Annotated in this window: 18 protein-coding genes and 4 tRNA genes; 4 read left to right on the forward strand and 18 right to left on the reverse strand. The window is 61.0% G+C overall.

What is annotated here, in order from left to right:
• Positions 1 to 31: 31 nt before the first annotated feature.
• From carB to rpsF, 12 genes are all read right to left on the reverse strand, one after another.
• Positions 32 to 3,346 (reverse strand): carbamoyl-phosphate synthase large subunit, encoded by a 3,315-nt coding sequence (gene carB, locus DXC52_RS08555; RefSeq protein ID WP_117746927.1) that lies wholly within the window; start codon positions 3,344 to 3,346, stop codon positions 32 to 34.
• 98 nt (positions 3,347 to 3,444) lie between these two features.
• Positions 3,445 to 4,950: a glutamine-hydrolyzing carbamoyl-phosphate synthase small subunit gene (gene carA / locus DXC52_RS08560; RefSeq protein ID WP_233504914.1), complete on the reverse strand. Its 1,506-nt coding sequence runs from the start codon at positions 4,948 to 4,950 to the stop codon at positions 3,445 to 3,447.
• Between the two features lie 208 nt (positions 4,951 to 5,158).
• Positions 5,159 to 6,124 carry a hypothetical protein gene (locus DXC52_RS08565; protein ID WP_117746928.1) on the reverse strand — a complete coding sequence of 322 codons (966 nt, stop codon included), beginning with the start codon at positions 6,122 to 6,124 and terminating at the stop codon, positions 5,159 to 5,161.
• 19 nt (positions 6,125 to 6,143) lie between these two features.
• Positions 6,144 to 7,916 (reverse strand): ABC transporter ATP-binding protein, encoded by a 1,773-nt coding sequence (locus DXC52_RS08570; RefSeq protein ID WP_117746929.1) that lies wholly within the window; start codon positions 7,914 to 7,916, stop codon positions 6,144 to 6,146.
• 82 nt (positions 7,917 to 7,998) lie between these two features.
• Positions 7,999 to 8,694: an NUDIX domain-containing protein gene (locus tag DXC52_RS08575; protein WP_175406092.1), complete on the reverse strand. Its 696-nt coding sequence runs from the start codon at positions 8,692 to 8,694 to the stop codon at positions 7,999 to 8,001.
• Between the two features lie 21 nt (positions 8,695 to 8,715).
• Positions 8,716 to 10,020: a phosphoribosylamine--glycine ligase gene (gene purD, locus DXC52_RS08580; RefSeq protein ID WP_117746930.1), complete on the reverse strand. Its 1,305-nt coding sequence runs from the start codon at positions 10,018 to 10,020 to the stop codon at positions 8,716 to 8,718.
• A gap of 118 nt (positions 10,021 to 10,138) precedes the next feature.
• Complete coding sequence (locus DXC52_RS08585) at positions 10,139 to 11,425, reverse strand: adenylosuccinate synthase (protein ID WP_117746931.1); 1,287 nt, start codon at positions 11,423 to 11,425, stop codon at positions 10,139 to 10,141.
• Positions 11,426 to 11,518: 93 nt separating this feature from the next.
• A complete protein-coding gene (gene dnaB / locus DXC52_RS08590; protein WP_006235827.1) occupies positions 11,519 to 12,916 on the reverse strand; it encodes a replicative DNA helicase in 1,398 nt (465 codons plus the stop codon).
• 218 nt (positions 12,917 to 13,134) lie between these two features.
• Positions 13,135 to 13,659: a 50S ribosomal protein L9 gene (gene rplI / locus DXC52_RS08595; RefSeq protein ID WP_117746932.1), complete on the reverse strand. Its 525-nt coding sequence runs from the start codon at positions 13,657 to 13,659 to the stop codon at positions 13,135 to 13,137.
• A gap of 15 nt (positions 13,660 to 13,674) precedes the next feature.
• Positions 13,675 to 13,941, reverse strand: coding sequence for a 30S ribosomal protein S18 (rpsR, locus tag DXC52_RS08600; protein ID WP_006235829.1), 267 nt, complete (start codon positions 13,939 to 13,941; stop codon positions 13,675 to 13,677).
• Positions 13,942 to 14,013: 72 nt separating this feature from the next.
• Positions 14,014 to 14,466, reverse strand: a complete 453-nt coding sequence (locus DXC52_RS08605) for a single-stranded DNA-binding protein (protein ID WP_006235830.1) — start codon at positions 14,464 to 14,466, stop codon at positions 14,014 to 14,016.
• Positions 14,467 to 14,514: 48 nt separating this feature from the next.
• Positions 14,515 to 14,808, reverse strand: coding sequence for a 30S ribosomal protein S6 (gene rpsF / locus DXC52_RS08610; protein WP_117746933.1), 294 nt, complete (start codon positions 14,806 to 14,808; stop codon positions 14,515 to 14,517).
• Between the two features lie 504 nt (positions 14,809 to 15,312).
• Between rpsF and DXC52_RS08615 the strand changes: the two genes are divergently transcribed.
• From DXC52_RS08615 to DXC52_RS08630, 4 genes are all read left to right on the forward strand, one after another.
• Positions 15,313 to 15,403: transfer RNA gene (locus DXC52_RS08615), tRNA-Ser, on the forward strand.
• 48 nt (positions 15,404 to 15,451) lie between these two features.
• A tRNA-Ser gene (locus DXC52_RS08620) sits at positions 15,452 to 15,542 on the forward strand.
• A gap of 368 nt (positions 15,543 to 15,910) precedes the next feature.
• Entirely contained in the window at positions 15,911 to 16,600 is a 690-nt protein-coding gene (locus tag DXC52_RS08625; protein ID WP_229065363.1) for a trimeric intracellular cation channel family protein, read from the forward strand.
• A 106-nt stretch (positions 16,601 to 16,706) separates the two neighbouring features.
• Positions 16,707 to 17,852: a polymer-forming cytoskeletal protein gene (locus DXC52_RS08630; protein ID WP_117746934.1), complete on the forward strand. Its 1,146-nt coding sequence runs from the start codon at positions 16,707 to 16,709 to the stop codon at positions 17,850 to 17,852.
• Between the two features lie 128 nt (positions 17,853 to 17,980).
• Here the strand turns inward: DXC52_RS08630 and typA are convergent, their stop codons facing one another.
• From typA to DXC52_RS08660, 6 genes are all read right to left on the reverse strand, one after another.
• The gene (typA, locus tag DXC52_RS08635; protein WP_055287536.1) at positions 17,981 to 19,819 is read right to left on the reverse strand and encodes a translational GTPase TypA; all 1,839 of its coding nucleotides are present in this window, start codon (positions 19,817 to 19,819) and stop codon (positions 17,981 to 17,983) included.
• Between the two features lie 117 nt (positions 19,820 to 19,936).
• The gene (locus DXC52_RS08640) at positions 19,937 to 20,386 is read right to left on the reverse strand and encodes a hypothetical protein (RefSeq protein ID WP_055287538.1); all 450 of its coding nucleotides are present in this window, start codon (positions 20,384 to 20,386) and stop codon (positions 19,937 to 19,939) included.
• A 30-nt stretch (positions 20,387 to 20,416) separates the two neighbouring features.
• The gene (locus tag DXC52_RS08645; RefSeq protein WP_055287540.1) at positions 20,417 to 20,806 is read right to left on the reverse strand and encodes a hypothetical protein; all 390 of its coding nucleotides are present in this window, start codon (positions 20,804 to 20,806) and stop codon (positions 20,417 to 20,419) included.
• Positions 20,807 to 21,307: a bifunctional nuclease family protein gene (locus DXC52_RS08650; RefSeq protein WP_055310297.1), complete on the reverse strand. Its 501-nt coding sequence runs from the start codon at positions 21,305 to 21,307 to the stop codon at positions 20,807 to 20,809.
• 185 nt (positions 21,308 to 21,492) lie between these two features.
• Positions 21,493 to 21,569: transfer RNA gene (locus DXC52_RS08655), tRNA-Ile, on the reverse strand.
• Between the two features lie 4 nt (positions 21,570 to 21,573).
• Positions 21,574 to 21,649 (reverse strand) — tRNA-Ala (locus DXC52_RS08660).
• Positions 21,650 to 21,695: the final 46 nt, after the last annotated feature.

The following is a 21,695-nucleotide window of genomic DNA, read 5'->3' on the forward strand; positions in this document are numbered from 1 at the left end:
TCCGCCTCCCGCCCCGGCCGGACAGGTCACACTACACCGTGTGCTGCGGCAGGTCCTGCAGGGCGATGACGTCCATACCCATGTCGTTGGCGCTGCCGTGACCCTGCTGGTCCTCGCGCACGGCCTCGATGGCACTCACGTACGTGTTGGCGGCAGACATCGCGGTCACGCAGGTCACGCCGCGGCGCACGGCCTCGGTGCGCAGCAGATAACCGTCGCCACGCGAGCCCGGGCCGTATGGCGTATTGATGATCACCGCAATCTTGCCATCGGCGATGAGGTCGCCGATGTTGGGACGCTCGCCGTCGTGCGGGCCGCTGATCTTCTCCACAACCTCGCAGGTCACGTTGCCGCCGCGCAGCACGCGCGCCGTGCCCTCGGTGGAGCAGATGTCAAAGCCCAGGTAACGCAGGATACGCGCGACCGAAAGGATATGACGCTTGTCGCGGTCGCACACGCTAATGAACACCTTGCCGGCGCTCGGGTCGGGCAGCTTGTAGTCAATCGCCAGCTGCGTCTTGGCATATGCCTCGGGATAGCTCTTGGCGATACCCATGACCTCGCCCGTAGACTTCATCTCGGGCCCCAGGATAACGTCGGCGCCCGGGAAACGGCCCCAGGGCATAACGGCTTCCTTCATGCAGAACCAGTCCAGCTGACGCTCGTCGCTCGGCAGGCCCAGGCTCGCGATGGAATCGCCTGCCATGATACGCGCCGCGCACTTGGCCAGCGGCACGCCGGTGGCCTTGGAGATAAACGGCACGGTACGGCTGGCACGCGGGTTGGCCTCGATCACATAGACGGTCTCGCCCTTAATGGCGTACTGCACGTTGACCAGGCCGCGTACGCCCAGCGCCATCGCGATGCGGCGCGTAGTCTCGCGAAGCTTTGCCTGCAGGCTCTCGCTAAAGCTGAACGGCGGAATGCAGGTCGCAGAGTCGCCGGAGTGAATACCGGCCTCCTCGATATGCTCCAGAATGCCGCCGATGTAGACCTCTTCGCCATCGCACAGGGCGTCGACATCGGACTCGATCGCGCCCTCCAAGAAGCGGTCCAGATACACCGGGTAGTCGGGGCTAATGCGCGCAGCCTCGGCCATGTAATCGCGCAGACGCTCGGCATCGTAGGCGATCATCATGCCGCGGCCGCCCAGCACGTAGCTCGGACGCACCAGCAGCGGGTAGCCAATATGCGCGGCCACGGCCTCGGCCTCCTCAAACGAGGTTGCCTGGCCCGCCGGCGGATACATAATGCCCAGCTTGTCGAGCAGGGCGGCAAAGCGCTCGCGGTCCTCGGCAAAGTCGATGGCATCGGGCTTGGTGCCCATGATGTTCACGCCGCTCTCCTCGAGCATGCGCGCCAGCTTAAGCGGAGTCTGGCCGCCGAGCGTCACCACGACGCCGTCGGGTCGCTCAACATCGATGACATCCATGACGTCCTCGTAGGTGAGCGGCTCAAAGTACAGACGGTCGGACGTGTCGTAGTCGGTCGAAACGGTCTCGGGATTGCAGTTGACCATGATGGTCTCGAAGCCGCGGGCCGCCAGCGCATAGCTCGCGTGCACGCAGCAGTAATCGAACTCGATACCCTGGCCAATGCGGTTGGGGCCGGCGCCCAGGATCATCGCCTTGGGCTTGTCCGCCGGCGTGGTCTCGTCGGGAGCCACGCACTTCTTGGCATCCGGGCTCGTGCGGTAGATGTTCTCGTACGTCTTGTAGTGGTACTCCGTGGCGCTCGAGAACTCCGCAGCGCAGGTATCGACCGTCTTCATGCTGGGAACCACGCCAAGGCCCTTGCGATAGGCGCGCACAAAGCGCTCGTCCGAGCCGGTCAGCGCGGCGATCTCGGCGTCGCTCGTACCGTACTGCTTGAGCAGACGCATCGCGTCGGCGTCGATATCCTCCACACGCAGGCCGCGAATGCTCTCCTGGACCTGCACCATGTCGTTGATGCGGTTGAGGTACCACGGATCGATGCCGCAGATGGCATGGATGCGGGTAATGTCCCAGCCACGGCGCAGGGCCTCGACCACAAAGCAGATGCGGTGCTCGGTCGGGGTTGCCACGGCCTGAGCGAGCTCGTCGTCGCCTAGCTTGTCGGCACCCTCCTTGCCACCGGCGCAAATGCCCTGGTGGCCGTCCTCCAGCGAGCGCATAGCCTTGCCAAAGGCCTCCTCAAAGGTACGGCCGATCGCCATGATCTCGCCCACGGCCTTCATGCGCGTGGTGAGCGTGGGGTCGGTACCCTTGAACTTCTCGAAGGCAAAGCGCGGCACCTTGACGACGCAGTAGTCGATTGTGGGCTCAAAGCAGGCGGGCGTAGCCTTGGTGATGTCGTTGACGATCTCGTCGAGCGTGTAGCCCACGGCCAGGCGCGCGGCGGCCTTGGCGATGGGGAAACCCGTTGCCTTGGAAGCGAGGGCGGACGAGCGGCTCACGCGCGGGTTCATCTCGATGACGATCAGGCGGCCGGTGTTGGGGTTCACGGCAAACTGCACGTTGGAGCCACCGGTCTCGACGCCAATCTTCTCCAGAATGGCGAGCGATGCGACACGCATGCGCTGATACTCCAGGTCGGAGAGGGTCTGCGCCGGCGCCACGGTGATGGAGTCGCCGGTGTGCACGCCCATGGGGTCGAGGTTCTCGATGGAGCACACGATGATGCCGTTGCCGGCGTGGTCACGCATGACCTCCATCTCATACTCTTTCCAACCCTCAATGGACTCCTCGACCAGTACCTCGTGGGCAGGCGAGAGCTCCAGGCCCTGGCTCACGATGGAGACGAGCTCCTCGTGAGTATGCGCGATGCCACCACCGGCGCCGCCGAGGGTAAAGCTCGGACGCAGCACGCAGGGATATCCCACGCGCTCGGCGATGGCCTCGGCGTCGGCCACGCTGTAGGCATAGCCCGAGCGCGCGACCTCCAGGCCGATCTCGGCCATGGCCTCGTTAAAGAGCTTGCGGTCCTCGCCGCGCTCGATGGCGGCAAGGTCACAGCCGATCATCTCGACGCCGTACTTGTCGAGCGTACCGTCTTTCGCCAGCTCGACGGCGGCGTTCAGACCGGTCTGGCCGCCCAGCGTGGGCAGCAGCGCGTCCGGGCGCTCTTTCTTGATTACGCGCTCGATAAACTCGGCAGTGATGGGCTCGACATAGGTGCGGTCGGCAAGACCCGGGTCGGTCATGATGGTCGCCGGGTTGGAGTTGACCAGGATGACCTCAAAGCCATCCTCCTTGAGCACCTTGCAGGCCTGGGCGCCGGAGTAGTCGAACTCGCAGGCCTGGCCAATAACGATGGGGCCCGAACCAATAACGAGGATACGCTTGATGTCAGTACGTTTCGGCATGTTTAAAACCTCCTAGAGAGGCTGACTCAATGTTTTGGAAAAGTCAGCGAGGGTGCAGCTGGTGCATCAGGTTGCCGTGATGCGAGGGCGCGCTGGGCTTATGCCCGCGCGTCCGAAGCAGAGCGGCAAGATGATGTGCCAGATGCAGCCGCAGCGTCGACCGGTCCGCCGTTCGGTAGAACGGCGGAACCATCGTCGGCGAAATTCCAGCCAGCCAGGCGGTCCTTCGCGGTGTCGATGTCCAGGTAGTTCTCCTCGCCGTCCATGAGTCGCGTAAAGGCGGTAAAGAGATAGTGAGCATCGGTGGGGCCAGGCGAGGCCTCGGGGTGGTACTGGACCGAGAAGCACGGGGCGTCGAGCAGCTGGATGCCCTCGGCGGTGCCGTCGTTGAGGTTCACGTGCGTCAGGCGAATGCGGCCAAAGCGCTCGTTCATCACGACCGGCGCGATTCCGCGGCGCACCCAGACGCGCAGATCTCCATCGGCCGCATGCTCGGTCTCGCCGCCGGAAAGCTCGGGGACAAGCTTGCCCAGGCTGGGGAACAGCAGGCCAAAGCCATGGTTTTGCGCGGTAATCTCCACGCGACGGCTTACCAGGTTCACGACCGGCTGGTTGCCACCGCGGTGACCGAATTTAAGCTTTTCCATCTGGGCGCCGCAGGCCAGGCTGATCATCTGATGGCCCAGGCAAATGCCAAAGACCGGCACCTTGCCGATCAGCTGCTGCACCTGCTCGTAGGTCTCCACCACGGCGTCGGGGTCGCCGGGGCCATTGGACAAAAAGACGCCGTCGGGATTCATGTCGAGCACCTCACTCGCGGGCGTGTCCCACGGCACGACGGTAAGGTCGCAGCCGGCGCGGACCAGCCCCTCCAGAATGCCGCGCTTCACACCGCAGTCGTAGGCGACCACTTTGTGACGGGCAGGAGCGGCAACCGCAAGCGCAAAGTCATGCGTGGCAGGCAGGTCGGCGGCCACAAACTCGTGAGGTACGGGGCAGCTTACGGTCTTGACCAGGTTCTCGCCTACCAGCGTGGGCGCTGCGGCCAGACGCTCGGCAAGCTCGTCGACGTCGAAGATCTCGGTCGAGATAATGCCCATCTTGGAACCATTGTCGCGCAGATGGCGCACCAGGGCGCGGGTGTCGACACCTTCGATAGCGACGATGCCGTGAGCGCGCAGGTACTCCGGCACGCTGACGGCCGAGCGCCAGTTAGAAGGCGTGGCGCACATGTCGCGAACGATCATGCCGCGCATAGCCGGAGCGCTCGCAGGGCGCACGTCGTCGCCGGGGAAGGCCGACTGGACGTCGGTCTCGTCGATACCGTAGTTGCCGATCTGCGGATAGGTCATGGTTACGATTTGGCCGGCATAACTCGGGTCGGTCATGACCTCAAAGTAGCCCTCGAGCGAGGTGTTGAAGCAGACTTCGCCGGTCGCGGTGCCCGCGGCGCCGCATGCACGTCCATAAAAAATGGTCCCATCCTCAAGATACAGGATGCAGGGACCGCAGGTGCCCTTGCTGGTTTTGGCCAGCATGCGCTGGCAAAGCTCGCTGGGCGCGAAGGTGCGGGCGGCAGCGCCCGCGGTATGGTTGTTCGCCATAATTCTCCTTCCCGGTCTCACAGGACCGGCTTAAAGGTGTGTAGTTAGGCCTCGCGGTATTGTAACCGCAAGTATGCCTCATGGCGTTAATTTCATTGAAATGTTTACGAAATGATAATTATGACTTTCTATGCATAATGATTTTTGAATCCCCGTCCCAGAAAAATCATCCCGCGTGGTCACTTGGCTCACGCGGGATGATGGCGTCTTATTTTTTCTTGTCCTGCTCCAGCAGTTCGGACGGTGAGCGATCGGGCTTGCCGCCGCGGAAAATCTCGCGGCCATGCAGACGATGCTCCAGGTCACGTTCGGCCTTTTCCTCGTCAATCTTGGTCTGGCTCACCACCGGGTCCTCAATCAACGACGACACCGAGTTCACCTGCTTCTGAATGCGCTCGGCGATGGTGTCATCCATACTCACGATGCGCATCTTCCAGTCGATACTCGTGGCGTTGGATGAGCTCTTGGTCCACACGAACGTCAAAATGGCGCTCTGGTGGCCCCGCGCGGGGAACATGCCAAAGAAGGAATCGTGCTGAATGTTGCTATCCTCGTCGATATAGGCGTGAACGTTATACACCACGCGGTCGATCTTATCGTTGAGCAGCGCGTTGGTCGCAAGCGCCGCGGCCTGGATCTGCCCGTTGGACAGCAGCTCGAGCTCGTTGGCAGACGATGTGTCCAACACCGTCACCTCGACCGTGCCCGTACGCTCATCGGCTTCATCGACGGTAAAGTCGAGCGGGAACTGCGTAAAGCCGTTGCCCCACTCAAGGCCGCCCTTCAGCGCCGTCGAAACGGTATCGACCGAAACGCTCTCGGACAGGTTGGCGGTATTCAGGCGACGCATCACGCCGTAGCCAATCTGCATGCCCACGATCAGCACCAAGATGCCGATAACCACGGCCATGGCAGTCTTCGTAATGGTATGGCTCACCTGCGAACCCGAAGGATCGTCCTCGGACAGCGGGTCGATATGTTTTGCCTGGCTCGCGCGGTCCTCGCTGCGCAGCTGCGCTAGCGCCGCTTTGTCACCGCGCTTGGCCGCAGCCTCCTTCTCACGCATGCGCTCGGTACGCTTTTTGGCGAGCGTGGGATCCAAGACGCCGGATGCATCGATTTCGGAGAATAACTCCGTCACTTCTTCCGGAGTCAAAGGGTTCTTGTCAGCCATAAACTTCCTGTCATATCAATCAGTCGAGCTCGTGCGCACGCGCACCTTCGAACTGCATTCGATAGTAACGGGCATAGGTGCCGCCACGGGCGAGAAGCTCCTCGTGCGTGCCACGCTCCACAACGCGACCATGCTCAACGGTCGCAATCTCATCGGCATGCTTAATGGTCGAAAGACGGTGGGCGATAATAATCGTGGTGCGGCCGCGTGCCAGCTCTTCGAGTGACTCCTGCACCGCCTCCTCGCTCTCGTTATCCAAAGCACTCGTCGCCTCGTCCAAAATCAGGATCTTGGGGTTCTTGAGAAACACACGCGCGATGGCAACGCGCTGCTTCTGTCCGCCCGAAAGACGGCTGCCGCGCTCGCCCACCACGGTGTCGTAGCCCTGCGGAAGCGACTCGATAAAGGCATCGATGTTGGCGCGACGGGCGGCCTCGGCGATCTCTTCTGCCGTGGCGCCCGGCTTGCCGTAGGCGATGTTCTCGCCAATCGTACCGTCAAATAGATAGACATCCTGCTGCACCAGGCCGATGGCGCGGCGCAGGCTCTGCTGCGTCACATCGCGCACGTCCTGACCGTCGATGCTAATGGATCCGGTAGCCACGTCATAAAAGCGCGGCAGCAGCGAACAGGTTGTGGACTTGCCGCCGCCCGAAGGGCCAACCAAAGCGATGGTCTGCCCGGGCTTGATGGACAGGTCCATATGGTCGATAACGGGACGCTCGTCGGCATAGCCCTCGCCCAGCTCGACATCCTCGTAGTTAAAGCACACGTCGTGATACTCCACGGCGCCGGCGGTCACCTGCAGATCCGTAGCGCCCGGCTTGTCCTGGATATCCGGCGCCGTCGAGAGCACCTCGTCCATACGCTTAAAGCCGGCGATAGCCTTCTGATACGTTTCGGCCGAATTGACGAGCGTCTCGAGCGGCGTGCAGAACAGCGAAATATAGAGTGCAAAGGTCGCCATATCGACCGCCTGCAGCTGTCCCTGGGCGACCAGCCAGCCGCCCAGCAGCACCACGATCACATAGAGCACACCAGAGAGCAGGCCATACGTCGCGGTATAGACGCCCATGGCGTGATACATGTTCTCCTTGGACGAAAGATAGCGATTGTTGGAGGCGCGGAACTTGGCACGCTCGGTCTCCTCGTTGGCAAAGCTCTTGACCACGCGCATGCCCGCCAGCGAATCCTGCAGCTGCGCATTGATGCCGCTGATCTTTTTGCGGTTGTCGCTAAAGACCTCGCGCATACGCATGTTCTGCCAAAACATGATGACCGCAAACGCCGCCGTCACCACGGCCATGGCGAGCGCCAGCACCGGGGCGATGGTAAAGAGGATCACAAACGAGCCGATAATCTCGATACCGCAGATGATGATCCACTCGGGTACGTGGTGCGCCGCCTCGCAGATATCGAACAGGTCGTTGACCACGCGGCTCATCATGTCGCCCGAGCTGTTGCGATCGAAGTACGCAAAGCTAAAGCGCTCATACTGGTCGAACAGGTCCTCGCGCATTTTGGACTCCATACGCGCGCCCATCACGTGACCCCAATAGCTCACAAAATAGCGGCAGGCGCAGCGGACGGCATACATCAGCACCAAGCCCACCGCGATCATGCCGAGCGCCTGCATAATGGCAGCCTGACCCTGAGTAAACAGCCCACCGGTCAAATTGCGCAGGATAATGGGGAACGCCAGGTCAATGGCGGCAAGCACCAGAGCACAAACAGTATCAGCAACAAAAAGCCCCATCTGGGGCTTGTAGTAAGAAAGAAACCTCTTCAGCATGTGATCCTCAAAGAAATATCAGCAACGTAAGGCCCTGGGACAAAGCAATCAGTAGTACTTGTCCCAAGGCTATCCCCACTCGTTAAAGCTCCGCGCCCCCAAGGCGGTGCGCGATGCTGTCGCAGGCAAGCGCGCCTACGACGGTCTTGGCGTCTTCGATCTTGCCGTCGAGCACGGCGTCGATCAGCTCGTGCAGCGGCACCAGGTCCACGTTGACAAACTCGTCATCATCGGGGTTGGGCGCATCAAACTCGAGCTTGGTAGCCAAGTAGATGTGGATGATCTCATCGCAAAAACCGCAGGACGTGACAATCGACGTCAAAAAGCGAATACGACCAGCCTTAAAGCCCGTCTCCTCATGCAGTTCGCGCTTGGCGCAATCGAGCGGGTCCTCGCCCGGGTCGAGCTTGCCGGCAGGAATCTCGACCGTCACGCGGTCGATGGCGGTGCGGTACTGACGCACCAGTACGATCTTGCCGCTCTCGGTCAGTGCCACAACGGCCGCCGCACCCGGATGGCGAACGATATCGCGGGCGCTGCGGTGACCGTTGGGCAGCTCAACCTCAAGACGGTGGACGTCGAGGATCTTGCCCTTCCAGGCGCACTCCTCCGAAAGAATCTTCTCGTGCAGCTCGGCATCGTGCGGGTCGTCGTCGCCCAGCACCAGCGCCGGCTCGTCAGCGACCTCGCCACCAGGCTCGCCCTCGGCGTGCCCATACATGCGGCTGTCCTCTTCGACGATCTGCGCGTCCACGAGCTCTTCGTTCTTCTCGTCCATCCGTCTCATTCCTCTCGGATTTTAGGCATCCCAGGCGTCGCGGCCGCGCAGCGCGCGCAGGCCGATATCGTGACGCAGGGTCTTGCCCTCAAAATCAATCTTCTCGCAGGCCTCGTAGGCAAGGTTGCGAGCGTTCTCGAACGTGTCGCCCAGAGCGGTCACGGCAAGCACGCGGCCACCATTGGTCACGAGCTGGCCGTCCACCACGGCGGTGCCCGCGTGGTACACGGTCACGTTCTCCATGGCCTCGGCATCGGCGATACCGGTAATGACCTTGCCTTTCTCGTAGCTGCCGGGATAACCCGCACTCGTCAGGACAACGGCCACGGCCCACTCGTCACGCCAGTCGAGTTCAATCTGGTCGAGCTCGCAGTTGGCACAAGCCAACATGACCTCGACCAGGTCGTTCTTAAGGCGCGGCAGAACGACCTGCGTCTCGGGGTCGCCAAAGCGGGCATTGAACTCCAGCACCTTGGGGCCGGCAGGCGTGAGCATAAAGCCGCCGTACAGGCAGCCGCGGTAGTCGATACCCTCGGCAGCGAGCTCGGCCACGGTCTGCTCCATGACCTTCACCATGGTGGCGAGCTCCTCATCGGTCACGATGGGCACCGGGCTGTAGACGCCCATGCCACCGGTGTTGGGGCCCTTGTCGCCCTCGAGCGCACGCTTGTGGTCCTGCGAGGTGGCCATGGGGCGCACGGTCTTGCCGTCGGTAAAGGCCAGCAGCGAGCACTCGGGACCAACGAGCATCTCCTCGATGACCACGGTATTGCCGGCATCGCCAAAGGTGCCGCCAAAGCACTCGCGCACGGCCTCCTCGGCCTGATCAAGTTCGGTCGCCACGATAACGCCCTTGCCCGCGGCAAGGCCGTCGGCCTTCACGACCAGCGGGGCGCCCTGCTCGCGCACGTAGGCGAGAGCCGAAGCCTCGTCGGTAAACGAGCCGTAGGCCGCCGTAGGGATACCGGCGCGCTCCATGAGCTGCTTGGAGAACAGCTTGGAGCCCTCCATCTGGGCGCCCTCGGCACCCGGGCCAAAGCAGGGAATACCCGCCGCGCGCACGGCGTCGGCCACGCCCGCCACGAGCGGAGCCTCGGGGCCAATTACCACAAGTCCGCATCCGTGGCTCTGCGCAAACGCCGCCACGGCCGCAGGATCGCAGTCGTCGAGAACAACGTTCTCGCCGCAGCTCGCGGTGCCGCCGTTGCCCGGCGCAATGTAGAGCTTGCCGGCGCGCGGTGATGCTGCGAGCTTGGCTGCCAAAGCATGCTCACGGCCGCCGCTGCCCAACAACAGGATGTCGATGGTTTGAGTGTCCGCCTTCAAGGGTGCCTCCTCTATGGATGAACGGCCCGCTCCGCGCGAGCCCTTTGCAAGCAAATATACCCCTCGGCCGCCCGCTTGGGCTGCAAAGGGGTATATCGCAATAACCAAATAGTCCCGATTACTTCCAGAATCGGTTGATGATCTGCTCGCGACCAGCGCCAACGCCAATGAACGTCACGCGGGTGTGTGCCAGATCCTCGATAAACGCCACGTAGTCCTGAGCCTCCTGCGGCAGCTCCTCAAAGCTGCGGCAACCGGTGATATCGCACTTCCAGCCAGGGAGCTCCTCGTAGATGGGCTTGGCATGCTCAAAGCGCACCTGGTGTTCGGGCACGCTCGTGTAACGCTCGCCATCGACGTCGTAGGCAACGCACACCTTGATGGTGTCGAAAGCCGAAAGCACGTCGAGCTTGGTCACGGCGATGTCAGTGAGGCCGTTGACGCGCGAGGCATAGTTGGCGATAGGGCCGTCAAACCAGCCGCAACGACGACGGCGACCGGTGGTCACGCCGTACTCATAGCCCTCCTCGGTCAGCGTGTGGCCGGCCTCGGACTCATAGGAAAGCTCGGTGGGCATGGGGCCCGAACCGACGCGGGTGATATAGGCCTTCATGACGCCCAGCACGCGGTCGACGTTCTTCATGCCCACGCCAGAGCCGGTGATGGCACCGCCGGCGGTGCAGTTGGAAGACGTCACGTACGGATAGGTGCCGTGGTCGATGTCGAGCAGCGTCGCCTGGGCGCCCTCAAACAGCAGGTTCTTGCCCTCATCGATCATGTTGTTGAGCAGCAGGCTCGTCTCGGTGATGTAGGGACGCAGGCGCTCGGCCATCGGCAGGTACTCGTCGCAAATCTGGTCCACGGTGTAGGTGGGCAGGTTGTAGATGAGCTCGAGCTCGGGGTTCACGCGGGCGAGAGCGGTCTCCAGCTTGTCGCGGAACAGTGCCTCGTCCAGCATGTCCTGCATGCGCAGGCCAATGCGCGCCATCTTGTCCTGATAGCACGGACCGATGCCGCGCTTGGTGGTACCGATGTTCTTCTTGCCGAGCTTCTGCTCAAAGGCGCCATCCAGATCGATGTGGTACGGCATGATGACATGCGCGTTGCCGCTAATCTTGAGGTTCTTGGTGGTGATGCCGTCGGCCTCGAACATATCGATCTCCTCAAGGACAACCTTGGGGTTGACGACGCAGCCGTTACCGATCACCGACACGTGATCGGAATACATGATGCCGGAGGGCACCTGGTGCAGGCCGTACTTCTTGCCGTTGACGACGATGGTGTGGCCGGCGTTGTTGCCTCCCGAGTAGCGCACGACGGCATCGAAGTCGCCGGCGACCAGGTCGCAAATCTTACCTTTGCCTTCATCGCCCCACTGGGCACCGACCAAAACGGTTGACGGCATGTTTACTCCTTACATTCATGGACTGTCTACGCGCCACGCCGGCACGCAGAAGCACAAAACATTCCCAGTATACCCGTGCAACGGGCGCCTGTCCTACTCCTCGGCATGTGCCCCATCAAGCTCATAGAACTTGGTGGATGCCGGCAGGAACATCAGATCGACGTCGCCGATCGGGCCCGAACGGTTCTTGGCCACGACGATACGCGTAACGCCCTCGTCGGGTCGATCGTCGCGCGAGGCCTCGGCCTCGTCGGCGGAGCGGTCCAAGAACATAACGATATCGGCGTCCTGCTCGATGGAGCCCGATTCACGAAGGTCGGAAAGCTGCGGGCGCTTGCCGGTACGGGATTCGACCTGACGCGAGAGCTGCGACAGCGCGATGAGCGGGATCTTGAGCTCCTTGGCCATGATCTTCAGACCACGCGACATCTCCGAAACCTCGACGGTACGGCTCTCGGAGCGGCGTCCCGGCGGAGGACTCACCAGCTGCAGGTAGTCCAGGATGATGATTGCCTTCTCCTTGTTATGGAGCATGCGGCGGCTCTTGGCGCGAATCTCGGTCACTGTGGTGCCGGGCGTATCGTCAATCAGAATATCGAGCTTGGACAAGGTCTGCGTGGCCTCGTTGATATTGGCCCACTGCTCGGGGCTAATGCGGCCCATGCGGAAGTCACTGATCGAGATCATGGCGTAGGCGCAAATCAGACGCTGGGCAATTTCTTTGCCCGACATCTCCAGCGAGAAGAAGCCGACGGTATAACCGGCAGCGGCAGCGTTGAGCGCCAGATTCAGGGCGAACGACGTCTTACCCACAGCAGGGCGGGCGCCGATAATGATGAGCTGGCCCTCGCGGAAGCCCATGAGCATGCGGTCGAGTGACGGGAAGCCCGTGGGCACGCCCGCAGCCTGACCACCGGCCTGACACACTTCCTCGGCCTCGTTATAGGCCTCAACCATAAACTCGGTCAGCGTCTTGTAGCTCGACTTGACCTCGCGTGCCGTGACCTTGAGCAGCTTGCTCTCGGCTAGCTCCACGACCTCTTTGGTGTCGGTGGGGGCGTTATATGCCAGCGCGTTGATCTCGTTGGTGGCGCCGATCAGCTCGCGCAGCATCGAATCGCGACGAACGATGGCGGCATGGTGCTGCCAGTTCACGAGCGACAGAGTCTGACCCATCAGCTCCAAAATGTAGGCCTCGCCGCCCACGGCATCGAGCTTGTTGATGCTTCGCAGGTAATCGATCAGCGAGATGGAGTCGATGGGAATGCGGCTGTTGTACATATCGACCATCGCGGTGTAGATGGTCTTATGAATGGGCCGGTAGAAATCATCGGGCTGCAGCTCGACCTGGGCCTCTTCGACCACCTCGGGCGATAGCAGCATAGCGGCCAGTACATTGGCCTCTGCATCTTGGTTTTGGGGAAGACCCAACTTTGAGCCGCGGTCCTCGACCGTCAGCCCCGTCTCCCTATCGTCATATGCCATGAGCATCCTCATTCATATCGCTTGCGAGCATCCATAGTATCAGCCACGGTCCCAAAACGCGCCGCGCGCCGCCAATCATCACCGAACCAAACGGATGAACGGTCCTGTATATAGGACTTCGACGCAACGTTCACCATGACACTCACTCAGCGCAAAAAACAAAAGGGCGCCCTGGTTTCCCAGAGCGCCCTTCTTAGAACAAGATTGTTGCGTTGCAGCAAATGCTACTCGGCAGCAGCCTCAGTCTCGACCTCGGCGACCTCAGCGGCCTCCTCGACCTCAGCCTCGGCAGCGAGCTCCTCGGCGGTAACGCCGACGAGAACGACAACCTCGGCCTTGATCTCGCGGTACAGCGAGATGGCAACGGTGTGGGCACCGGCAACCTTGATGGGCTTACCGAGCTCGACGCGCTTGCGGTCGATGTCCATACCGAGCTGAGCCTTGATGGCGTCAGCGACCATAGCGGCGGTAACGGAGCCAAAGAGGATGCCCTCGTCGCCGACCTTGACGTCAACGGTGACCGTCTTGCCCTCGAAGGCAGCCTTGGTCTCGTTGGCGGTAGCCAGACGGACGGCCTCGCGCTTGGCGATGTTGTTGCGACGCTCGTCAAGCTGCTTGAGGTTGCCCTTGGTGGCGGCAACAGCGAGCTTCTTGGGGAACAGGAAGTTCTCAGCGTAACCCTGAGCGACCTCTACGACGTCACCCTCGCCGCCCTTGCCCTTGATCTCATCGAGAAGAATAACCTTCATGATGCGTCTCCCTTCTTAGCCGCGGTCGCGGTTGCCACGAGAGGAAACCACGGGGACGGTGTACGGCAGGAGAGCCATCTCGCGGGCGCGCTTGATGGCGTTGGCGATGTCATGCTGATGCTGCGTGCAAGCGCCAGTGACGCGACGGGGCTTGATCTTGCCACGGTCGGTCATGTACTTACGGAGAAGCTGAGTGTCCTTATAGTCGATGAACTCAGTGTTCTCCTTGCAGAACTGGCAGTACTTACGACGCGGCTGACGTGCAGAAAAATCATTAGCCATGTCAAAATACCTTTCATTTGGCAACTTCGGCGAACCGAAGCCGCCTCTCACTCAAAAATAGGTGAACAACCCTTAGAACGGGATGTCCTCATCGTAGACGTCGACCGCGGGCGGCGTAGCCACCGGCGCGGCAGGACGTGCTGCGGGCGCGGGAGCTGCGGGGGCGTAACCGCCCTGATCGTAGCCACCCTGGCCACCACGGGAGCTCATAAACTCGATCTCATCGACGATGACCTCAAGCTTGCTCCGGCGCTGGCCGTCGCGCTCCCAAGAGCTGTAGCGCAGCTTGCCCTCGATCGCGACCTTGTTTCCCTTTGCCAGGAAACGGCTCACGGCCTCGGCGCGGGTGCCGAACATGGTGCAGTCGACAAAGTTGGGATAGTCCTCCCACTCGCCAGTCTGCGCGTTGCGGCGACGATCGTTCACGGCAACGCCAAAGGACAGAACCTGGGTTCCGCCGGCGGTGGCGCGCAGCTCGGGATCGCGGGTGAGGTTACCGGTGATGTTCACTCGATTGATGCTCATAACTCACTACTTCCTCTTGGGGCACAAGCCCAGTCCAAAACGACAGTCTTACTCCTGGTCGCCGCGACGGACGATCATGTGGCGGACCACAGCGTCGGTGATGCGCAGGACGCGATCAAGCTCGGCGATCTGGGTAGGATCTGCGTGGAAGTTGATGAGGGTGTAGTCACCATCGGTGAGGTCGTTGATCTCGTAGGCGAGCTTGCGCTTGCCCCACTCGTCAACGGAGTCGACCTTGCCAGCGCCCTCAGCGATCGTGGTATCGATACGCTTCATAACAGCGAGACGAGTCTCGGGGTCGAGCGACGGGTCAACAAAGAACAGCAGTTCATAAGCCTTCATATTGTCACCTCCTCTGGGCAAATGTGGCTTCAGGTCGTGAAGGTGCGCCTGAAGCAGGAAAAGACTTGGTAATAATATCTTTCAACCTCCTAGGCTGCAAGAATATGCAGCTACAACCTCATGACCTCCACATATGCCCATACTCGCACGACGTTTCATGCGCATTCCAACCAAATGCTGACCAAAAGCTTGACGGATCTGTGGACAAGATACGGTGCCGTGAGGACAAGCTGAGCCAAGTCGCAGGTCAACGGGCGCATGGTTGTGGTCGCAAAATGCATACCAGTGGCCCACAGCACCACCCAAAGATTTTTAAATTCATTGCCAAATCGCTTATAAATACCCCTTTTGAACAATTGAGTTGATCAACTACGCTGGTCGGAAGCCGTTTTTTGGCATCTCAAACCCCGCTGCAACGCCAAACGCGGCCAAGCGTTTTAAAAAATGCCAACTTTTCTGTTTGCACTTTGCGATTCCTCGTGTATACTGACTTTCGCATTTAACGGAGAGTTGTCCGAGTGGCCGAAGGAGCACGATTGGAAATCGTGTAGGCGTCAAAAGCGTCTCCAGGGTTCAAATCCCTGACTCTCCGCCAGTTAATTCCAAAGCAGGCCTTCGAGCCTGCTTTGTTTTTACCCCACGCGGAGGGGTGGCAGAGTGGTTGAATGCGGCGGTCTCGAAAACCGTTTGGCCTGTATAAGGTCACGAGGGTTCGAATCCCTCCTCCTCCGCCATTTTGGTTGAGAAAGCTCCCAGATCGGGGGCTTTTTTCTTTTAAGTCCCTTACAAGCAAATACGGCGGAGGAGGAGGGATTCGAACCCGCCAGGGCGCAAAGCGTAAAGAAAACGCGCCAGTGGCGCGTTTTTAGCGCAGCGCGGTCGGCGTAAGCCGACCGGATAAATTTTGAGCAAAGCTCAAAATTTGGACATCCCTCCTATTCGACCACGCCCCCATCGCGTTCAGCATCAACCCGGATCCCCAAACATGGAACCTATGACCGTACCCAGTCCCGACCGTTTGCCGAGCAATAGGGTCGCAATCGGCGCCGAACATGTACTATGTACGGGCATTGTCTAAACCCGTAACTCAAAGGACCCCATCTTGCCCGTTGCCGCCGCTATGATCGTTACCGCACACGCCTCGGATGCCATGGTTGCCATCCCGTTTTGGCTCGAGATGTTCGCCGTCGTCGCGGCATCGATCTCGGGCGTGTTGGTCGCACGCGAGCACAAACTCGACCTGGTGGGCGCCGTCGCGCTCGCCGTGGTCTGTGGACTGGGCGGCGGTCTTTTGCGCGATATGACGCTGCAGGTGGGCAACGTCTACATCCTCAACCAACCGATGGCGCTCCCGCTCTCCATCGCCACCGCGGCCATCATCTACATCTTCCCGGCAATCGTCGACAAGCCCGAAAAGCTCATTCCCCTGCTCGATATCATCTCGGTGGGTATTTATGCGGCAACCGGCGCAGACAAGGCGCTGGTCTACGGCTTTGCGCCGGCGGTGTGCATCATGATGGGCTTTTTTACCGCGGTGGGCGGCGGCATGCTGCGAGATGGTTTTATGGGTGTGGTGCCGGGTATCTTCCAGCGCACCAACTTCTATGCCATCGCGGCCATCGCCGGATCGGCAAGCTATGTTTGCCTTGTCATGAGCGGCTTGGTCAGCAATGTCGTCGCACTGGTCGTTTGCGTCGTGGTGACCATGGGACTACGCTGGCTGTCGCTGCGCTTTGATATCAAAAGCCCCACCGAGGATGACATCGCACGCTTTTTGCATCGCAAAAAGTAGGTAGCGCGGGCTCATCCTTCGAAATGCAACCGAGAAGTTCTTTTAGAGCGCCCACGCGTTGGGTACCCTGTTAGGTATATGCCGAGTATCTAACGAAGGATTCACTATGCCCTGCAATCAACTCCCGTTGACCCAGCGCCGTAAAGCATGGGGCCACATCACCATCCTATTCGCGCTCATCGCGCTGGCGATCACCGTGCTTCCCACGGCGTCGTTCGCCGGCACGGACACCGCAGGAAACGTACTTGCGACCGACAATGACGCCAATCCGTCCGGCGTCGAAGGTGACCTGTACTGGGCAGGTCAGGCCCTCAACTTGGATGATGTGTCCATCGGCCGCGATATCATCGCCGCGGGCGATACCCTCTCGATCCGTGACTGCACAGTGGGCGGCGCCGTCCGTCTGGCGGCACGCACCATCGACATTGCCAAGACCACGGTTGATGGCAGCGTGACCGTCGCTGGCCAGCATGTCGTGCTCAATTCCGACAGCACCGCCAACTGTTTCTACGCGATAGGCGAGACGGTTGCCCTGCGAGGCTCCACCAAGTCGGCAGCGCTTGCGGGCGACACGGTGACCATCGATGGCACCGTCAAGGGCGATGTCGAGGTTTGGGCCGACAAGCTCATCCTGGGCAAGAACGCCCACATCACCGGCACCGTGAACGCGCACGTCTCCGAGGACCCCGAGCGCGCCGCGGGAGCCGAGGTCGGTGCGCTCAAGATCGACCGCACCGAGAACGAGGATACTTCCACCGTTAACGATGTCATCGGCGGTATCGTCGCCGCGGCACTCTCGACCTGCTTTGTCGCTCTGCTGCTCGAGCTCATCTTTCCGCGCGCGACCGCCAGCGCCGCCGGCATGCTCCACCAGCGCTCCATGCCCCTGTGGGTGAGCGGTCTTCTGGGCACGATTGCTATCGTCCCCGCCGTCCTACTGCTGATTATCTCTATCGCTGGTCTGTCGCTTGCCGGAACCCTCTTGTGCGGCGTTATCGGCATCGCGTTGATGTCGAGTGCCTTTGCGGGGTGCGCGATCGCCCGCATGGTTGGACACAACCAAAACCGCTACGCCATGGCAGCCGTGGGCGGCGTAATCGCAGGCGCCCTCACGGGGCTTCCCCTCGTAGGTGACTTCATCAGCGGCGTGGCCTTTGTCTTTATGCTCGGTTACATCATCCAAATCATCTGGCGCAACGCCCGCGTCAAGCCGCAGCAGCCGGCTAACACGCCAGGACTCCCCACCGCTTAGCCGCCAACCACCACAAAGGGACCAGGCACCTTTGTGGTGGTGCAGACCAGCTCAGTCCCTATGCACAAAAAGGGCGCCGACCATTACGGTCGACGCCCTTTCTTGTTAGACGCTATAAAGTCCAGCGCTTATTTGTTGACCTGGCCGGCGCGGACGGCGGCCTTCTTGCGGTCGGTGGCGTTGAGCAGGCGCTTGCGCAGGCGGATGTTCTTGGGGGTAATCTCAACCAGCTCGTCGTCGGCGATGTACTCCAGCGCCTCCTCCAGCGAGAAGGTGCGGGGCGGCACCAGCTGAACGGAGATATCGGAGGTCGAGGAACGCTGGTTGCCCAGGTTCTTGGTACGGGCGATGTTGACGACCATGTCGCCAGCCTTGCTGCGCTCGCCCACGATCATGCCCTCGTAGCACTCGGTGCCCGGCTCAACAAAAAGCTGGCCGCGCTCCTGCAGCGTACCCAGAGCATAGGCAACGGCCTTCTCGGTGGTCATGGAGATCATTGCGCCGTTCTGACGGTTGCCGATCTCGCCGGCGTAGGGACCGTACTCCAGGAAGGTGTGGTAGAACACGCCCTCGCCGTGGGTGACGTTCATGATGCGGTTCTTAAGGCCCATGATGCCGCGGGTCGGGATCTTAAACTCGAGGTGCGTCACGATACCCGAGGTATCCATGCTCGTCATGATGCCACCGGAGGTACCGAAGACCTCAACGACCTTGCCCGAGTACTCGTCCGGGCACTCAACGACGGCCTGCTCGACAGGCTCCATCTTGTTGCCGTTCTCGTCCTTCTTAAACAGAACGCGGGGACGGCCGACCTGGAACTCAAAGCCCTCGCGGCGCATGGACTCCATCAGAACGGACAGGTGCAGAATGCCGCGGCCCGAGACCTCGACGCCGCTCTTGTCCTCGAGCTCCTCGATCTTCATGGTCACGTTGTTCTCGGCCTCGTTGAACAGGCGCTCCTTGAGCTGACGGGCGCCCACGATGTCTCCGTCGCGACCGACGAGCGGGGAGGTCGAAGCCTCGAAGACGATGGACAGGGTCGGCGGGTCGATCTCGATGGGCTCGAGCTCGACGGGGTTCTCGGGATCGGTGTAGACATCGCCGATATCGGTGCGGTCGATGCCCACGACGGCGGCGATGTCGCCGGCGCCGACTTCCTGGCACTCGGTGCGGCCCAGGTAGTCGAAGGTAAAGAGCTGCTTGACGGTAGCGGTGGCGCTGGAGCCGTCGTTCTTCACAACCAGAATCTGGTCGCCCTGATGGATGGCGCCGGAATACACGCGACCGATGCCGATACGGCCAACGAAGTTGGAGTGGTCGATGGTCACGCACTGCATGGCCAGCGGAGCGTTCTCGTCAACCTCGGGCGCGGGCATGTCGTCGATGATCATATCGAGCAGCGGATACATGTCCATGTTGCCGTCGTTGGGATCAAGGCGGGCAAAGCCATTCATGGCGCTGGCGTAGACCACGTGCTCCATGGCGAACTCAAGCTGGTCGTCGGTGGCGCCCAGGTCGGCCATGAGGTCCAGGCAGTCGTTGTAGGCCTTCTCGGGGTTGGCGCCCGGACGGTCGATCTTGTTGATGACGATCATGATCTTAAGGCCGGTGTCGATAGCGTGACGCAGCACGAAGCGGGTCTGGGGCATGGGGCCCTCAAAAGCATCGACCAGCAGCAGGGCGCCGTCGGCCATACGCAGCACGCGCTCGACCTCGCCGCCGAAGTCGGCGTGGCCCGGGGTGTCGATGACGTTGATCTTGACGTCCTTATACTCGATAGAGATGTTCTTGGCGAGAATCGTAATGCCGCGCTCGCGCTCCTGGTCGTTGGAATCCAGGACGCGGTCCTCGACCTGCTGGTTGGCACGGAAGGCGTCCGTGGCACGCAGGAGCTTGTCGACCATCGTCGTCTTGCCGTGGTCGACGTGGGCGATGATGGCGATGTTCCTCAGATTGTCTACGCGCATGTAGTTCCCCTATCTTCTATCCATATACAAACGGCACGCGTATGCGGCCCGCCCAGCGATACAACGCTCAGCGGGAATATTGAGCCTTTTACCGAAAACTCGTTTATTTTAGCGATTTTAGATGAGAGGGGTTTCCTCACCTGCAGGTTCAGGGTCGCTCCACATAAAACCATCGCCGGCGCCCATGCCCTCATACAGCACATATGCCGAAAAACCGCTCTCGAGCGTCGTCTCGAAAAAGCTCACGAGCAGGGCGTCATGGTAGCCGCCATCGATCTCGACGCAGCCGGTGTAGCCGATGGCATAGCGGACGATACGGCCCAGGCCCTCGTCCTTAAGACCCATCTTGTGCTCGGAGATAAAGTTGGTGGCCGCCTCCAGGCACGCCTCTTCGCCGTCCTCGTCGAGCGCCGCCAGATAACGGTTGGAAGCAGCATCCTCAATTGCCACGACCACGCCAGGGTTTTCACCGGCGGCAAGGTCGTCCAAGAACGCGCCGATCAGATCGCACACCATGGCGTCGAGCTCGGCGGAGACGTTACCGGCATCCTGCATATCCTGTGCCATCTTTAGACCTTCCCATCGAGTCTGACGTCGTTACAGTTCTTGTGCCTCGGCGGCGATCTTGGCGGCAGCGTCGCGGGTGCGCATCATGTCCGCCGCGCGCTTGTCGAGCACCTTGATCTGACTGGTCAGCATGACTGCATCGACCACGCCCCAGATCACCAGGCCCGTAGAGATCGAAAACCCAAGCGCACCAACTGTACCACGAAGGCGTGAGCAGATTGCCGCGACAAGGGCGGAGACGACAACCATCTTGATAAACGAGCCGCGGCGCTCGCGGAGCGTGCGGGCCTGCGTCACATAGGCAATGCGAGCCGCCTCAGAAGCCTCCGAGCGCATCTGGGCCTCGCGGGCGATCGCAGCCGCCTCAGCCGACATACCGCCGGCCATCAGCGAACGCTCCGCATCCTGGCCGCCCCGCATTTAGAAGTCATCGGGCGAGAGCGTATGGACGAACTCGTCGAACTTCTCGAACTCCTGCTCGTCGTCAACTTCCTCGGTATGGGCAGAAACAGTGCCCAGGCGATTCATGATGTCGTCCTCCACAAACATGGGGGCATTGCTGCGCACGGCAAGGGCAATGGCATCACTGGGACGGGCATCGATCTTGCGCTCGTCACCATCGGCCAGTACGACAATCGTCGCGTAGAACACCGGCGGCTCGGCGCGAACGATCTCGATGCGCTCGAGCTTGGCGCCCAGGGCGCCAACAGTATCGAGCAACAGGTCATGGGTAATCGGGCGATCGGCGCGTCCGCTGTCGATGCCGCGGCTGATTGCCGCAGCCTCAAACGAGCCAGTCTGGATGGAGAGGGAGCGCAGCGGCGCGGGGGAATCCGACTTGCTGCAGCGTTCGCGAAGCACGATAAGCGATGGCACGGGACCGGCGGCCATGACGATGGTCTCTATGTCGACACGAACCATGGAACACCTCCGGTACGTAGCGGTTAACACGCGGCGGCCCGCCGCGTTGAATAGCTATACTACCCAAACTTTCGCGTAGCACACAAAATCAAAGTAGTTAATTTGGGACAGAGCTTTTTTGACTACCTTCTGTGGCTAAGAAAAAAGCCTCGAGGCAATTGCCCCGAGGCTTTTAACAGTTTTGATGGTGGACCTGACAAGATTCGAACTTGTGACCTCCCGGTTATCAGCCGGACGCTCTAACCAACTGAGCTACAGGTCCATCATGGTGGAGGTTAGGGGGATCGAACCCCTGACCTCAGGCTTGCAAAGCCCGCGCTCTCCCAGCTGAGCTAAACCCCCACGGAGACAGTAATAAACACCCCAGCGGCGACTCGGCTCTCGCTGG

It is taken from the genome of Collinsella sp. TF05-9AC (genome assembly GCF_003438495.1).
Taxonomy (GTDB): domain Bacteria; phylum Actinomycetota; class Coriobacteriia; order Coriobacteriales; family Coriobacteriaceae; genus Collinsella.

Bases quoted from the DNA above. Each gene is read 5' to 3' on its own strand.
- DXC52_RS08565 (WP_117746928.1), bottom strand. From the start codon at position 6,124: ATGGCTGACAAGAACCCTTTGACTCCGGAAGAAGTGACGGAGTTATTC.
- DXC52_RS08645 (WP_055287540.1), bottom strand. From the start codon at position 20,806: ATGCGGGGCGGCCAGGATGCGGAGCGTTCGCTGATGGCCGGCGGTATG.
- carA (WP_233504914.1), bottom strand. From the start codon at position 4,950: ATGGCGAACAACCATACCGCGGGCGCTGCCGCCCGCACCTTCGCGCCC.
- rpsF (WP_117746933.1), bottom strand. From the start codon at position 14,808: ATGAAGGCTTATGAACTGCTGTTCTTTGTTGACCCGTCGCTCGACCCC.
- dnaB (WP_006235827.1), bottom strand. From the start codon at position 12,916: ATGCTCATGGCATATGACGATAGGGAGACGGGGCTGACGGTCGAGGAC.
- DXC52_RS08650 (WP_055310297.1), bottom strand. From the start codon at position 21,307: ATGGTTCGTGTCGACATAGAGACCATCGTCATGGCCGCCGGTCCCGTG.
- DXC52_RS08640 (WP_055287538.1), bottom strand. From the start codon at position 20,386: ATGGCACAGGATATGCAGGATGCCGGTAACGTCTCCGCCGAGCTCGAC.
- DXC52_RS08570 (WP_117746929.1), bottom strand. From the start codon at position 7,916: ATGCTGAAGAGGTTTCTTTCTTACTACAAGCCCCAGATGGGGCTTTTT.
- carB (WP_117746927.1), bottom strand. From the start codon at position 3,346: ATGCCGAAACGTACTGACATCAAGCGTATCCTCGTTATTGGTTCGGGC.
- DXC52_RS08605 (WP_006235830.1), bottom strand. From the start codon at position 14,466: ATGAGCATCAATCGAGTGAACATCACCGGTAACCTCACCCGCGATCCC.
- typA (WP_055287536.1), bottom strand. From the start codon at position 19,819: ATGCGCGTAGACAATCTGAGGAACATCGCCATCATCGCCCACGTCGAC.
- rplI (WP_117746932.1), bottom strand. From the start codon at position 13,659: ATGAAGGTTATTCTTCTCGATGAGATCAAGGGCAAGGGCGGCGAGGGT.
- DXC52_RS08585 (WP_117746931.1), bottom strand. From the start codon at position 11,425: ATGCCGTCAACCGTTTTGGTCGGTGCCCAGTGGGGCGATGAAGGCAAA.
- rpsR (WP_006235829.1), bottom strand. From the start codon at position 13,941: ATGGCTAATGATTTTTCTGCACGTCAGCCGCGTCGTAAGTACTGCCAG.
- DXC52_RS08575 (WP_175406092.1), bottom strand. From the start codon at position 8,694: ATGGACGAGAAGAACGAAGAGCTCGTGGACGCGCAGATCGTCGAAGAG.
- DXC52_RS08630 (WP_117746934.1), top strand. From the start codon at position 16,707: ATGCCCTGCAATCAACTCCCGTTGACCCAGCGCCGTAAAGCATGGGGC.